10 protein-coding genes are annotated in these 13,958 nt (G+C 64.4%); 5 read left to right on the top strand and 5 right to left on the bottom strand.

Annotated elements, in window-relative coordinates; translation table 11 throughout:
- Positions 1–338: 338 nt before the first annotated feature.
- Positions 339–809 carry a hypothetical protein gene (locus NOF53_RS04385; RefSeq protein ID WP_255965873.1) on the bottom strand — a complete coding sequence of 157 codons (471 nt, stop codon included), beginning with the start codon at positions 807–809 and terminating at the stop codon, positions 339–341.
- A gap of 521 nt (positions 810–1,330) precedes the next feature.
- Between NOF53_RS04385 and NOF53_RS04380 the strand changes: the two genes are divergently transcribed.
- Complete coding sequence (locus NOF53_RS04380) at positions 1,331–1,696, top strand: hypothetical protein (protein WP_255965871.1); 366 nt, start codon at positions 1,331–1,333, stop codon at positions 1,694–1,696.
- 62 nt (positions 1,697–1,758) lie between these two features.
- Here the strand turns inward: NOF53_RS04380 and NOF53_RS04375 are convergent, their stop codons facing one another.
- From NOF53_RS04375 to NOF53_RS04360, 4 genes are all read right to left on the bottom strand, one after another.
- On the bottom strand, positions 1,759–2,754 hold the full coding sequence (locus tag NOF53_RS04375; protein WP_255965870.1) for an AraC family transcriptional regulator: 996 nt from the start codon (positions 2,752–2,754) through the stop codon (positions 1,759–1,761).
- A 295-nt stretch (positions 2,755–3,049) separates the two neighbouring features.
- Positions 3,050–4,084 carry a carbon-nitrogen hydrolase family protein gene (locus tag NOF53_RS04370; RefSeq protein WP_255965868.1) on the bottom strand — a complete coding sequence of 345 codons (1,035 nt, stop codon included), beginning with the start codon at positions 4,082–4,084 and terminating at the stop codon, positions 3,050–3,052.
- On the bottom strand, positions 4,084–6,516 hold the full coding sequence (locus NOF53_RS04365) for an oxidoreductase (RefSeq protein ID WP_255965866.1): 2,433 nt from the start codon (positions 6,514–6,516) through the stop codon (positions 4,084–4,086). The genes NOF53_RS04370 and NOF53_RS04365 overlap by 1 nt, the downstream gene beginning before the upstream one ends.
- Positions 6,513–6,923, bottom strand: a complete 411-nt coding sequence (locus tag NOF53_RS04360) for an acyl-CoA thioesterase (protein WP_255965864.1) — start codon at positions 6,921–6,923, stop codon at positions 6,513–6,515. Before NOF53_RS04360 ends, NOF53_RS04365 begins: the two co-directional genes overlap by 4 nt.
- A 200-nt stretch (positions 6,924–7,123) precedes the next feature.
- Between NOF53_RS04360 and NOF53_RS04355 the strand changes: the two genes are divergently transcribed.
- The 4 genes from NOF53_RS04355 to NOF53_RS04340 all read left to right on the top strand — a co-directional run bounded on the left by NOF53_RS04355 (position 7,124) and on the right by NOF53_RS04340 (position 13,925).
- Entirely contained in the window at positions 7,124–8,236 is a 1,113-nt protein-coding gene (locus NOF53_RS04355) for a cupin domain-containing protein (RefSeq protein WP_255965863.1), read from the top strand.
- 47 nt (positions 8,237–8,283) lie between these two features.
- Positions 8,284–9,180, top strand: a complete 897-nt coding sequence (locus NOF53_RS04350; protein WP_255965861.1) for a fumarylacetoacetate hydrolase family protein — start codon at positions 8,284–8,286, stop codon at positions 9,178–9,180.
- Between the two features lie 28 nt (positions 9,181–9,208).
- On the top strand, positions 9,209–10,006 hold the full coding sequence (locus tag NOF53_RS04345) for a maleate cis-trans isomerase family protein (RefSeq protein ID WP_308213779.1): 798 nt from the start codon (positions 9,209–9,211) through the stop codon (positions 10,004–10,006).
- Positions 10,007–10,412: 406 nt separating this feature from the next.
- Positions 10,413–13,925, top strand: a complete 3,513-nt coding sequence (locus NOF53_RS04340) for a protein kinase domain-containing protein (protein ID WP_255965859.1) — start codon at positions 10,413–10,415, stop codon at positions 13,923–13,925.
- Positions 13,926–13,958 lie beyond the last annotated feature (33 nt).

The raw sequence follows: 13,958 nt of genomic DNA, 5'->3' as shown, positions 1-13,958 counted from the left end.
ACAACTCCCCACCGACACAACTGAACTCCTTCGCCGCACCTCCTCCCGCGGGCACACGACGCGAGAAAATGGCAAGTGCGGCGACCCAACGCCGGGATCCCGTTCACGGTCCCAGAATCAGGTCGGAAGCCAGGCGTCGAACATCGGCACGACCCAAGGTCAGCTCTGGGTCAGGTAACAGCGCCGGCCTCAGTCGGCGCGAAGCACCACTGACACGACCGGCGTCGAGGCCAGAGATGTCGTGACCGCGGCCCGATTGCCGTATATGTGCTCACCGCGATGCGCAGGCGCCGTCGGTCGAGGTCTGCAACCACAGGCCGATTAGGAGACGAGCTGGTCTATGCAGAGATAGCGATAGAGACTGCTGCGCACAGGCACCCAAGCGAACACTTGGGTCGCGGTTTCTGTGTCGTCGGCGGTCGCAGGGCTTCGTCCACCCACTGAGCGAACGTTTGCCATCCGACCTGGGGATAGATGGCGTGCAAGCTCGTGAGGTCGGCCGCGTAACCGGTTTCCGAGAGGAAGCGGAACATCGCCCGCATGTCCGCCGAACCGATCTGGTCCGGCTCGACCGTGCGCAGAAGGACTTCGCGCCCCAGTCGATCGCTGAGCGCGGCAGCCATGTCAGCGGGAGTCGGGTCATCCGAGGCGATGTCGATGTGAGCACCCGACGCCACGTTCACCGGGGCGTCACTGTCACCGGCGATATCGGCCTTTGCACAGTACGAGAGGATCCCTTCTCGGCTGAACTGCGAGGCAGCCAGACTGGAACCTGATTGACCACCTCGTCCGTCTTGATACCCAGCCATCGCGGTAGTCTCGGTTTCGAACGCATCGGGAACCGTATTCGGCTCAGCCAAACTCCTTCGGCAGCAAGGACAACAGCCCCCACAGCCACAACCGACCCGCAACGCAATGCGCGCAGTACTCTGACAGCAACCGACGCAGAAAACCCCCTCGTGAACACGTGATCGAGGGGTTGGCACGCCGGAAGATGATGCCCCACGAACCCCCGCACGGCATCGGGAACGGACACTTATCACCAAATGCGCAGCGGCTGTGACGGTTCACCGCGAACACGACACTGACATCGGCACAGAGAACACTCGCTAAGGTCAAGGCCGGAGAGGCTGCGCTGCGCGCATGCTCTCCGGCGCCAGATGCCGTCGCACGACGAGGGAACAGGCCGAACCGCGATTGTTCTCGCCTACATCTTCGGGGAAGCCTTCTCCTACTACCGGATCGCATACGCGCTGGCGCCGTTGCCGCAGAGGGAACTTCCGCTATTTGCAGCGGGATCGAACCAGGGCTCAGGACGTTCCATTCGACTGTGCAGAACGGATTCTTCAATGAGGACCCCATCGGCCTGATGTCCGCGCAGCAGATGCCGCGCATATCGAACTTCGGAGAGGCAGCCGATTTCGAGTACGTCAGCCAATCAAGGGACCCGGCGAGCAACGAGCTACGCTTCGTGAAGTTCCCGGAATCCGAGCTTCCGGACATCGACCAGCTCGTCGGAATCTGCCGAGACGCCTCCGACAACACAGTCACACTGGATATACGCGAAAACACCGGGCGCACCTGGGAAATGTGGCACGGAGGCCTCGAACGAGTCGACAGCACAATCTGGGATGCGATCGACAAGTGGGGAGCACGCCTGTGCGGCATTGACGACCAAAAGATCAACCCGTCATAGCTGCCACCATCCCTGCCCACCGATCGTCGCGACAGGAACATCCTCTGTGCCGGTCCCGACCTTCATCTGCGGAGGGTCGCCGAGGGCGTCTCGCCAAACTTTTCGCGGTACTGCACCGAGAATCGTCCGAGATGGACGAACCCACACCTGGCGGCCGCATCGGACACCGTCGTCGTCGATGGATCGGCTTGGAGCAGCCATGCCCGAACCGCTTTCATGCGAACTTCGCGCAAGTATCCCATCGGGGTCGTGCCGTAGTACTTTCTGAAGCCGTCTTGGAGCGCCCGCACGCTGATTCCTGTCGCCGATGCGACGTCCTCAACGGTGAGTGTCTCGTCGGCGTGGTGTTCGAGGATTTCGACGGCGCGACGAATTGTTCGAGGCGCCGCCGCAACTGATCGTTGCAGCGCCTCTGAGTAGTTGTTGGGTTGGGCGACGATGAGTTGACTCAGCAGCAGACGTTCGAACTCTTTCATGACGATCGGGTCATCCGGCAGAGATCCTCCGTTCTCCATCTCAGTGCGCAGGAGCTCGAGCACGCCGCGCCATGAGCGGACGCCCGGTCGGTTCAGCTCCAGTTGAATATCGAATCGCAAGGGCTCGCGCAGCGGTGCCCCGAGCGCCTCCTGCAACTGACGTTCCATGTTCTGACGATCGACGCGAACGATCAGCTGCCGGTTTCCCTCGTGCCATTGCATGGCTATCGGCCCTCCCGGTTGAAGGATCGACGCGACGGCAGGTGTTGACTCGAAAGTTTCTGCACCCCACTTTATTTCAGCTACTCCGGAGAGGGGTATCTGAATGAGATAGAAGTCGTCGAGTTCGCGCGGGCGAATGCACATGTCGGTGCCGTAGTCGAGGTAGTGCAGACCGATCTTCCCGGCGGTGGCCGAATGAAACCTGATGGGCGCCGTACCCTCGGTATCGGTGGGTACGAGCATGTGCGGGCAGAAGGCAGAACCGACTATCGATCGGGCCTCGTCCAGATCGCTGGTGTGAACCTGTTCGAACCGGGCGATGGGCAGCGCAGCCTCGTCCGCAGTCAGTGTCGGGTTCATCGCCCTCCTACCCTTCCGGCGGATTCGAGATTGCGACGTCGGAACGATCGTCACGATCTCTACTTACGCCATCGTACCTGCCGTGGGATTTATCGTAAGGAGAGTTTTCTGGCGCTTTTCCGGCGAGTTCCCGTCGAAATCAGGCGGGAGGGGCTCCCGCGCGGAGCGGTGAGGAGAACCACGTCGAGCGCACGAACTCGGTGCGGCACCCGCGCCGTAGCTGATCTAGGGATAGCCCTGCCCTGGGAACGTTGTTCCGCAGATCCGAGCTATGCGGGCGGGTGCCGCCGGGTGACTATCTCGCCGGGATCTCGTCCTCGCCCCAGGGGCCGATCAGTGCGCCTTCCGGCTCTGGTGGTGGTCCTCCCGCCCCGTTGAAGGTGAGCGGCTGCAACGGTGCGGTGTTGACGTTGAGAGAGAAGATGTCGAAGCGATTGTAGTGACCGATGATGTCGTGCATCTGCTTCGGTGCGATGCACCGCGCCAGGTCGATCTCGCCGTAGACGATCCCTTCCTTGTCCACCAGAGGTTCGGACACCGGGCGCCCGTCGGGTCCGAAGATCCCTGACAGAGCGCTGCGTTCGCGCCGTAGCATCTGCGCCGCTTCCTCGTCGTCCCCGGCGACGATGTCGATGATTTCCTCGGAGACAGTCGAGCATGAGACGACCGAGAATAATTTGCCCTCGAAAGCGTGTGCCGCTGTACGAATGGCGATGGCGTCGGCCATGTCATAGTCCTTCGGCGCTACCGGGAGGGAGATGTAGTTGGCAACGTGCACGAGCTCTCCCTGCGCCAGCAGCGCAAAGCGGGCGAGGGTGTTCGTGTTCTCCCCACATGCGAGTACGCCGAGCGGGCCGACCTCGGTTTGATGCACCCGGAGCGTCGACCTGTCGCCGTTGGTCCAGGTCAGCTTCTCTGCCCAGGTCGGTACCAGTTTCCGGTGAACTGCGATCAGGGAGCCGTCCGGCCCGATCGTGAGGACACTGTTGTACAGCACTCCCAGGCTGTACCGGCCACGCTCGTTGACTCCGATCACAACCGTGGTCTTGGTCGCTGCCGCAGCGGCACGGAGGGTGTCCAGGTGAGGGCCGGGAATGTCGATGGCGGCCCGATACAGCCGTTCGAACCACTCCCCTCCCTTGACCGGGTTCATCGTCCAGTTCCAGTACGGATAGCCCGGGACGAAGACCTCGGGGAAGGCGATCAGGGTGGCTCCCGCCGCAGCGGCCTCATGGATGAGGCCGACCGCTTTTTCCACTGTCGCTGCGGGGTCGAGATACACCGGTGAGGCCTGCACGGCCGCCGCGGTGAAACGCGGGAAGGTGTCCATCAGCGGGCCACCTCCGTCACGACGCCGGCACCCGGGCGCCACCGGTGGTGGATGTCCTGCGGCGTTTCCCCGAACAGGGCCAACTGAGGCCGCGCCCGTCCCGCTGAGGGCGGTTTCGCCGATCCGGCAGCGTAGAGAGTCGGCCATTGGCCACCAGCTCCGCGGTATCCGACCTCGGCGGCGGCATGCAGGGTCCAGGAGGGGTCGTGCAGGTGCGCGCGGCCGATTGCGATCAGGTCGGCGCGACCGGCCAGAAGGATCGAGTTGGCGTCGTCGTCGGAGGAAATGGCACCGACGGCAATGGTGGTGATGCCCACATCGGCGCGGATTCGCTCGGCAAAGGGGGTCTGGTAGCCACGGCCGTACTCGGGGCGCTCCTCGGGCACGACCTCACCGCTGGAGACGTCGATGGCGTCGACACCGTGTTCGGCGAACGCCCGCGCAATGGCAACGGCGTCGTCGATGGTGGTGCCGCCTGGGTGCCAGTCGACGGCCGAGATACGCACCAGCAGGGCCTTGCCCTTCGGCCAGGCCGCCCGTACCGCATCGATGACCTGCAGCGGGAAGCGGAGTCGGTTGCGCAGGCTTCCGCCGAAGTCGTCGGTTCGCTGGTTCGTCAGCGGCGACAGGAAGGTCGAGAGCAAGAATCCGTGCCCGGCCTGGATTTCGACGACATCGAATCCGGCGGTGTCGGCGGCACGGGCGGCCCGGGCGAAGTCCTCGGCGATGCCCTCCAGCTCGGAAGCGTCGAGTTCGCGGGGCGCGGGGAGGTCACCGAAAGCGATCGCGGACGGGCCGACGGTCTCCCAGCCCTTTTCACCGAGGGAGGTACCGAGGGTTCCGGCGGCGGGAACGGTGGTCGCACCCTTGCGTCCGGAATGGTTGAGCTGGACGCCGATGGCCGCGGTGGTGTTGTTGTGGACCAAATTGGTGATCCGACGGTACGCGAAGATTTGTTCGGGGGCGTACAGGCCGGCACACGCGGGGGTGACGCGTCCGGCAGCGCTGACGGCCGTCATGCCGGTCATCACCAGGCCGGCGCCGCCGAGTGCCGCGCCGGCCAGGCGTGCGAGTTCCGGGTCGCCGACTATCCCGTCCGTGGCGGAGTAGGTGGCCACGGGTGCGGCGACGATGCGGTTCTTCAGCCGCGTATTCGCAATGCGGTAGGGCTCGAACATCGGACGGGGCGGCTGTTCGGTGGAGTCCGGTGACTGCGCCCAGTGGTACCAGTCGTTGAGGATGTCGATGTATTCCGGATCGCGATCGCGCAGGTTGTCGTAGGTGACGCGGCGGCTGCGGGTGAGGAGGTTGAACCCGAACTGCGGAGGTGCCTGCCCGACGGAGTGCTCGATCGACTCGAACCACTCCAGGCTCGCCTGCGCCGCACGTTGCGTGGATTCGACGACGGGTCGCCGTTCCTGCTCGTAGCGGAGCAATGCCTGTCCGACGTCCCGGTCGTCGACTGTCAGGCTCGCTGCGAGAGCGAGGGAGTCCTCCATGGCGAGTTTGGTTCCCGAGCCGATGGAGAAGTGCGCGGTGTGCGCGGCATCGCCGAGGAGGACGATGTTGCCGTCGCGCCACGACGTGTTGCGGACCGTCGAGAACTGGATCCAGCGGGAATTGTTGGTCAGTAGCTGGTGCCCATCGAGATGCTCGCCGAGCAGGCCCGCGCACAACTCGACGCTTTTCGCATCGCTCTGCCCGACGGCGAGGTCCTCGGCGTCGAAGGTGTCGAATCCCGCATTACGCCAAGTCTTCTCGCTCATTTCCACGATGAAGGTGCTGCGTTCACTGCTGAACGGATAGGCATGCACCTGCATCGGCCCGAATTCTGTCTCCGCAACGATAAAGGTGAACGCGTCGAAGATCTTGTCGGTCGCCAGCCACATGTAGCGGCAGTTCCGAACATCGAGGTCGGGCCCATATGCTTCGGGACGCGCCTTGCGGGTGACCGAATTTACCCCGTCGGCGGCCACCACCAGGTCGTGCGTGGCGGCGAGCTCCTCGGCGGTGGGGGCGATGGTTTCGTATCGCACGTCGACACCGAGTTGTGCGCACCGCGTCTGCAGGATGTTGAGCAGAGTCCGTCGCTCGATAGCCGCGAACCCGTGTCCTCCCGAGGTCAGCACCTGACCCCGGTAGTGGATGTCGATATCGGACCACCGGGCGAACTGCGCTTCCATCTCCGCGAAGATCGCCGGATCCGCCGCAGTGATTCCGTCGAGGGTCTCATCCGAGAAGACGACGCCGAAGCCGAAGGTCATGTCGGCGGCGTTACGCTCGAATACCGTGACCTCCCGTCGCGGGTCCAGTTGCTTGGCCAAAGCGGCGAAATACAGGCCGCCCGGGCCGCCACCGATCACCGCGATCTTCAACGACGGCAGGCCGACGTCGACTCGTGCAGAACGCGCTGTTGCTTCTTGACTGGTCACTTGGTCACCACTGCTTCCTGGGCACGAATCGTGCCGAATGCGTCGATTACGGGTTGCGGCCATGGCGTCGACGTCGGCGACTGCGGGGTGGCGTGGGCGACGATGAGGGTTCCGTCCGCCGCCACGCCCTCCTTGCCACGCACCTCGAAGTCGTACTGGAGAGAGGTGTTACCCAGGCGGACAACCTCGAGGGTCACTGTCACCGTTTCGCCGAACCACAGCCGCGATCGGTAGTTGATCTCGTGGCGGACACGGGGAGTCTCCCCGAACAGCCACGCCAGATCGTGCTCGCGAAGCAGCGCCGCCTCGGCGGCTTCCACGAATCGCACGATGCACGAATGGTGTTGGTGGCCAGCAGCATCGGTGTCGTACCACTCCACCGTCCGCTCGATCGTCACTTTCGCCATCTGTCACTGACCACCTTTCATCGAAGCCGATGAGCGAACTGTATAGCGCTATTGTGACGATCGTCAAGGTAGGTGTATATTCGGTATTGCGGCAGGGCGGTGACGGCTTGCGCAGTTCGATCGAAATCCACGCAGGTTCAGGTCGGCCGCACGCGCCCATTGCCTTACACATGCGTCGCCGACGAAAGGGAGGAACACACATGTCACTCAGTGACGACGTTCTCGGTCGGGCTCGGGTCAAGGACACCGAAGCCTTGGAAGCGTTCTATGACGAACTCGGCAAGCGCGACACGGTGGCGCTATGGACCGTGGCCAACAAGATCGAGCCGTGGTTCCCGCAGCCGGCGTCCGTGCCCATCCTCTGGCGCTATGAGGACATCCGCCCGTTCGTCATCGACTCGCTCGACCTGGTCAAGCCGGAAGACGCCGGCCGACGGGTGGTGGCCCTGGTCAACCCCGAGCGCAAGGACGTCACCGCGGCTGTCGGCCTGCTGTACACCGGCCTGCAGGGAATGGGTCCCGGAGAGTCGATGACCGCACATCGCCACATGGCGGCCGCCCTGCGCTTCGTCGTCGAAGGCCAGGGCGCGTGGACGGTGGTGGACGGACAGAAGCTGAAGGTCGGCCCCCGCGACTTCGCCATCACCCCCAGCTTCACCTGGCACGAGCACGGTAACGAGGACTCCGACGAGCCGGTCATCTGGCAGGACGGACTCGACATCCCCCTGGTCAATGCCCTCGACGCCGGGTTCTACGAGGTCCACCCGAACCATTACCAAGAGCGGGGCGCGGTGGTCAACTCCTCGCTGCTCACCTATGGCGCGGGCCAACTGCGTCCCGTGGGCTTCGAGGACGGTTGGACCAAGCCCTACTCGCCGCTCTTCGCCTACCCCTGGGAACCCACCTACGCCGCATTGCAGAACGCCGCGAAAGCGTCGGAGGGATCGCCCTACGACGGCATCCTGCTCGAATACTCGAACCCGCGGACCGGCGGGTCGGTAATGCCGACGCTGAGCGCTCACATCCAGTTGCTCCGAGCCGACCAGCACACCCGCGCCCACCGGCACACCGGATCGGTCGTCTACAACGTGGCCAAAGGCGAAGGCTACTCGGTCATCGCGGGCCGACGATTCGACTGGAAGCAGGGCGACATCTTCGTCGTGCCCTCCTGGGCATGGCATGAGCACGCCAACCTCAGCACCAGCGACGACGCGGTCCTGTTCTCCTTCAACGACTTCCCTGTCATGCGCTCGTTGTCCTTCTGGCGCGAGGAGGCATATCTGGAGAACGACGGTCACCAGCTGATTCAGTAACTCGCCTCGCACACCACTTTCACCAACCCTCAGAACAAGGACCGTTCATGATTCTTCTGACCTTCTCCACTCGCGACAACACCCCCCGGCTCGGCGTCCAGCGCGACGACACGATCATCGACGTCACCGCACTGGCAAGGAGCACCGGCGCCGAGGTGCCGGCCGATCTGTCGACTCTGATCAACCAGGGCAGTGCGGGTCTCGCCGCGCTGACCGCGCTGGTGGCCAGTAACCAGGCCCCGCGGTTCAGCCTCCCGATCGCTGATGTCACCGTGCACGCACCGCTGCGCCCGGGCAAGATCATCGGTGTCGGCCTCAACTACACCGAACACGTGGCCGAGTCGGCTCGCACCCTCGACACCGACAAGGATCTGCCCCAGCGCCCGGTGCTGTTCAGCAAGCCCGGGACCGCCGTCGTCGGCCCCGGCGAGCCGATCCGCCACAACGCGAACCTCACCAATCAGCTCGACTGGGAATGCGAGGTGGCCGTCGTCATCGGTCGCACCGCGAAGAACGTCTCGGCCGCAGACGCACTCGACTACGTCTTCGGCTACAGCATCATCAACGACATCAGCGCCCGGGACCAGCGCCGCGGCGGACAGTGGTTCTTCTCCAAGGGGCAGGATTCGTACGCGCCGTTCGGGCCGGTCATTCGTACCGCGGACGACGTCGCCGACCCGCACGGCCTGGACCTGTCTCTGCGCGTGAACGGTGAAGTGAAGCAGAAGTCGAACAGCCGCTACATGCTGTTCAAGATCCCCGAACTGATCGAGGACATCACCTCCGGAATGACCCTCGAGCCCGGAGACGTGATCGCCACCGGCTCCCCCGCCGGCGTCGGCGCCAGCTTCATCCCCCAGCAGTTCCTCTCCCCCGGTGACGTCGTCGAATGCACCGTGGAATCCATCGGGACGCTGAGCAATCCAGTCATCGATGCTCGCTGACACCTGCTCGATCAAGAAAGGAATCCCGGTGAACAACCGCCCTTACCGCATCGGCCAGATCGTGCCGAGCTCCAACGTGACAATGGAAACGGAGATCCCCGCCCTCTTTCGCGCGCGGGAAGCCGTCGCCCCCGAGCGATTCACCTTCCACTCCAGCCGCATGCGGATGAAGGAGGTGACCAAAAAGGAACTCGAGGCGATGGACGCCGACTCGACCCGATGCGCCGCCGAACTCTCCGACGCGAGAGTCGATGTCCTCGGATACGCGTGCCTGGTGGCCATCATGAGCATGGGCAAGGGGTACCACTGCGTCTCCGAGCAGAAGCTGGCGCAGATCACCCTCGACAATGCTGCCCCGGCGCCCGTGGTCACCAGCGCCGGCGCGTTGGTCTCAGCGCTCGAGGTGCTGGGAGCCAAGAAGATCGCCCTGGTGGCGCCCTACATGAAGCCACTCACCAAGCTCGTGGTCGAGTACATCAAGGATCAGGGTATCGACGTCGGCGACTACCGAGCGCTCGAGATTCCCAACAATCTCGACGTGGCCGCGCACGATCCGCGCAACCTGGTGGGTATCGCCAAACAACTCGACCACCAGGACGCCGACGTCATTGTGCTCTCGGCCTGTGTCCAGATGCCGTCACTGCAATCGATCGAGATCGTGGAGAACGAACTCGGCAAGCCGGTGGTCTCGGCGGCGATCTCCACCGCGCATCAGATGATGCGGGCGCTGGATCTGCCCGCGATCGCTCCCGGCGCCGGGGCTCTGCTGTCCGGAAAGTACGCCGACGCTCCCTACAGCCCGAGCCTGCCGATCGCCGTGAAGTGATCCTTCCGGCCTTCGGCGCAGTGTGACCGTGTGGGCCTCGGCGCGATCCGCCGGGGCCCACACGGAACCGTGGACCGCTCATTAGTCGCATGCCGGCCCCCACCGCCCGCCCCGGACTTGCAAAGCGGCGCCCTGACGGGTGCGGACCGAGTCGACCAGGTCCGATCACACCCGTAATCGGACCTGTCGCTGCAGGTGGCTCCGGTCTCCGCTGACACCAGGCTCGAGTCGCCGCGATCAACGGGGTGCCACCGCCGCCACGCTGGTGTGATACTGGGGCAGAGGTGGTGACATGTGCGAGCCCACGATAGATCGGCGTTCGAGACCTAACGGCACCGGGCCGCACCGGCGGACGTCATGGTCTGAGCTGGATTGCCCCGACCGAGTTCGTTGAAGGCGCGAACTGGTGGATAATCTCGATCCTTTTGCAACACAAGCCGACGTCCACCCCACTGTCGCCGGCGACCTGATCCTGGACGGCTTCGACGACCCCGTAGAGATCGGACGCGGCGGATTCGGTGTCGTGTACCGGTGCATGGAAACTGCACTCGATCGGACCGTCGCGATCAAGGTGCTCTCCGGGGTGGACGAAGAAGACCGGAATCGCTTCGTCCGCGAGCAACAGGCCATGGGCCGGCTCTCCGGCCATCCGAACATCGTGACCATCTACCACGCCAGTAGCACGCCCCACGGTCAGCCGTACATCGTGATGGAGTATCACCGCCACGGCTCTCTGGAGGAGATCATCCGCCGCGACGGACCGCTCGGCTGGGAGAGGGCACTCGGTGTCGGCATCAACATCGCCCGGGCCCTGGGCAGAGCGCACCAGGCCGGGATCCTTCATCGAGATGTCAAACCCTCCAACATCTTGCTCACCGACTACGGCGAACCCCAGCTCACCGACTTCGGCATCGCCCGCATCCACGGTGGTTTCGAGACCGGCACCGGCGTGGTGCTGGGTTCGCCTGCCTTCACCGCACCGGAAGTGTTCACCGGACGGGCACCGACCGTGCAGTCCGATCTCTACAGCTTGGCCGCGACTCTCTTCTGTCTCATCACCGGCCACGCCGCCTTCCAGCGCCGCGACGGTGAAAAACTGGTCGCGCAATTTCTTCGAATAACCTCCGAACCGGTGCCCGATCTCCGCCAGAGCGGCATCCCCGCGCAGGTGTGCAGCGTCATCGAGCGCGCGATGTCGGACGACGCCGCGCGCCGCCAGGAGTCTGCAGAGGTATTTGAGCAGGACCTCCGCACAGCCCTGCGACGCACCAGCGCCGGATCCCCGGATTTGGTTACCCCGACAGACGCGGAAGTAACGCAGCGCGAGCATGCAGACCTGGCGCGTTCCGAAGAACACGCGGGGCCGCCCTCGGTGACCCCGCCCAGTTTCTCGACAAAGTACCGGCCACGTACCCAGCCCCGTGCCCCGGTGCAGCGGCGCCGCCTGATCGAGGCCCTGAACGCCGGCGGGGATCGGCGGCTCGCGCTGATTCATGCACCGGCAGGATTCGGCAAGAGCACCCTCGCCGCCCAGTGGCGCGACTTGTTGACCAACTCCGGGGTTCCCGTCGCCTGGTTCAGTGTCGACCACGACGACAACAATGTCGTCTGGTTCCTGGCGCACCTCCTCGAAGCGATTACGCGGGTACGACCGTCACTTGCACGCGATCTCCCGCAGGTCCTGCAAGAGCAGGGTGCGCAAACCGCAAGATACGTCCTTTCCACACTGGTCGAAGAGATTCATGACACGGGCGAGGTGATCACGGTCGTCATCGACGACTGGCACCGAGTTTCCGATACGGCGACGATCTCTGCAATGGCGGCACTGCTCGACAGCGACTGCCACCACCTGCGATTCACCGTGACCAGCAGAACACAGTCCGGGCTCCCGCTCAGCCAGCTGCGGGTACGCGACGAGTTGATCGAAATCGACTCCACTGCCCTACGTTTCGACCTGCCGGAGGCGAGATCATTCTTGGCCGACCAACGGGGGCTCTCACTCACCACCGCCGACGTGGCCAATCTTCGCGAGACGACGGACGGATGGGTGGCCGCCCTGCAACTGGTCTCCCTCTCCCTACGCGGACACACCGATCCGACCACGTTGATCGGTCAACTCTCCGGCCGCCACCACGCGATCGGCGAGTATCTCGCCGAGAACGTCCTGACCGCACTCGAACCCGAGCTGCTCAACTTCCTGCTCGCGACGTCGGTGACCGAACGCATCTGTGGCGGACTCGCGTCGGCGCTGACAGGTAGCAGTCACGGTCAGGCTCGGCTCGAGGAGATCGAGAACCGGGACCTGTTCCTGCGACGACTCGACGAGGACGGTGAGTGGTTCCGCTATCACCACTTGTTCGCAGAGTTCTTGCGCCGCCGGCTCGAACGGGACCAACCGGACACGGTCGGCGAACTTCATCACCGTGCCTCCCACTGGTTCGGTGAGCACCACCTGCTCAGTGAGGCCGTCGACCATGCCTTGGCATCGGGTGATCCCGACCTGGCGGTGAAGTGGGTCGAACGCGAGGGAATGCGATTGGTCGAACAGTCCCAGATGGCGACGCTGATCGGACTGATCGACAAGCTCCCACCACAACAGGTGATCGCACACCCCGTGTTACAGATCGCGTTGGCGTGGTCGCATGTACTGCTGCATCACCCGGCGCCCTCCGCGCTTCGGGCACTTGACCGGGCGGAAGCATCGCTGACCCCGCCCGCCCGCGCAGACGAGGACACGGCCGCCCTGTTGATCGAGGCTTCGTTGATCAGGGGCGTTGTCGAGCTCTTCGCCGATCGTTCCGACACGCTCAGTGAGCGGATCTCGGCCTGCCTCGAGCGGCCCGAGACCGTGCGGCCGTTCGTCGTGTCGGGGGCGGCGAATGTCGCGTCCTTCGAGTCGATCTACCGGTTCGACTTCGCCGCGGCACGCCGTTGGCAGGAGTGGGCGACGCCCTACAACCAGCAAACATCGGGACCGTTCAGCGTCCTGTACGGATACTGCTTCGCCGGGATCGCCGCACACGAGCAGCTCGACATCACCGCGGCCGAGAGATACTTCCGGATGGCGCTACGGCTGGCGAAACAATCCGGCGGCGGGCAATCGTATGCAACCCGCGTGGCCGGCGCGATCTTGGGTGACTTGCTGTACGAGCAGGGCCATGTGTCCGACGCCGAAGCACTTCTCGACGCCAGCCATACCCTTCGGTCCGAGGGCGGCATCGTCGATTTCATGCTCGCGACCTACGGCACCGGATCTCGGATCAAGGCGCTGCGCGGAGATCTCGGCGCCGCGTACCGACTCCTCGACGAAGGGGCCGAGATCGCCGACATGCTGACGCTGCCGCGCCTGGCCGCCCGCATCCGGAATGAGCGGATACGGTTGTCGCTCGCTGACCCTTCGGTTCTCGACGAGCATCCGCGGTGGGCACGGGCAGGTCCCCGCGACAGTGCCGACCCTGCCGCACGCACGAGCGGGATCGACCTGATCACGCAGGAGCTGCATGAAGACTCCGACATTCGGCTCCTACTCCACGCCGCCTCGCCGACGGATCGGGAATCGTCGGCGGCCGCGTGCCGTCGATCGCAGGCGCTGGTGGAGCGAATCTCCCGACAGGCTCGGCCGAAAGCGCTGCTCCGAGCGAGGCTTCTGCACACCACGTGTTTGTTCGCAGCAGGGCGTACGTCAGAGGCGAAAGAGTTCTTGGTACCGGCTTTGGCGCTCTGCGCCGACCGCGAACTCCCCCGCGTCGTGCTCGACGCAGGGTCAGCGGTGGCCGAGGTGGTCGCCTCGCTCGAGACCGATCTGCGGCTCGGCAGATGGCAACGCGGATGGGAACGTGTCCCGAGTTCATTTCTCACGCAATTGGTCGATGACTCCGGCTCCAGCGACAGTGGTGATCCGCCGGTGTCCACGCCATAAGCCGCGGCACGGGGCCGCATCGGTTCGCTATGG

Source organism: Rhodococcus tibetensis, assembly GCF_024438035.1.
In the GTDB taxonomy this organism is placed as follows: Bacteria; Actinomycetota; Actinomycetes; order Mycobacteriales; family Mycobacteriaceae; genus Rhodococcus_F; species Rhodococcus_F tibetensis.
Note: the sequence above shows the minus strand (reverse complement) of the source record. Positions and strands in the feature narration are given on the sequence as shown.

Excerpts from the sequence above, each read along its gene's own strand:
- NOF53_RS04385 (WP_255965873.1), bottom strand. The coding sequence starts at position 809 with ATGGCTGGGTATCAAGACGGACGAGGTGGTCAATCAGGTTCCAGTCTG.
- NOF53_RS04375 (WP_255965870.1), bottom strand. The coding sequence starts at position 2,754 with ATGAACCCGACACTGACTGCGGACGAGGCTGCGCTGCCCATCGCCCGG.
- NOF53_RS04370 (WP_255965868.1), bottom strand. The coding sequence starts at position 4,084 with ATGGACACCTTCCCGCGTTTCACCGCGGCGGCCGTGCAGGCCTCACCG.
- NOF53_RS04360 (WP_255965864.1), bottom strand. The coding sequence starts at position 6,923 with ATGGCGAAAGTGACGATCGAGCGGACGGTGGAGTGGTACGACACCGAT.
- NOF53_RS04355 (WP_255965863.1), top strand. The coding sequence starts at position 7,124 with ATGTCACTCAGTGACGACGTTCTCGGTCGGGCTCGGGTCAAGGACACC.
- NOF53_RS04350 (WP_255965861.1), top strand. The coding sequence starts at position 8,284 with ATGATTCTTCTGACCTTCTCCACTCGCGACAACACCCCCCGGCTCGGC.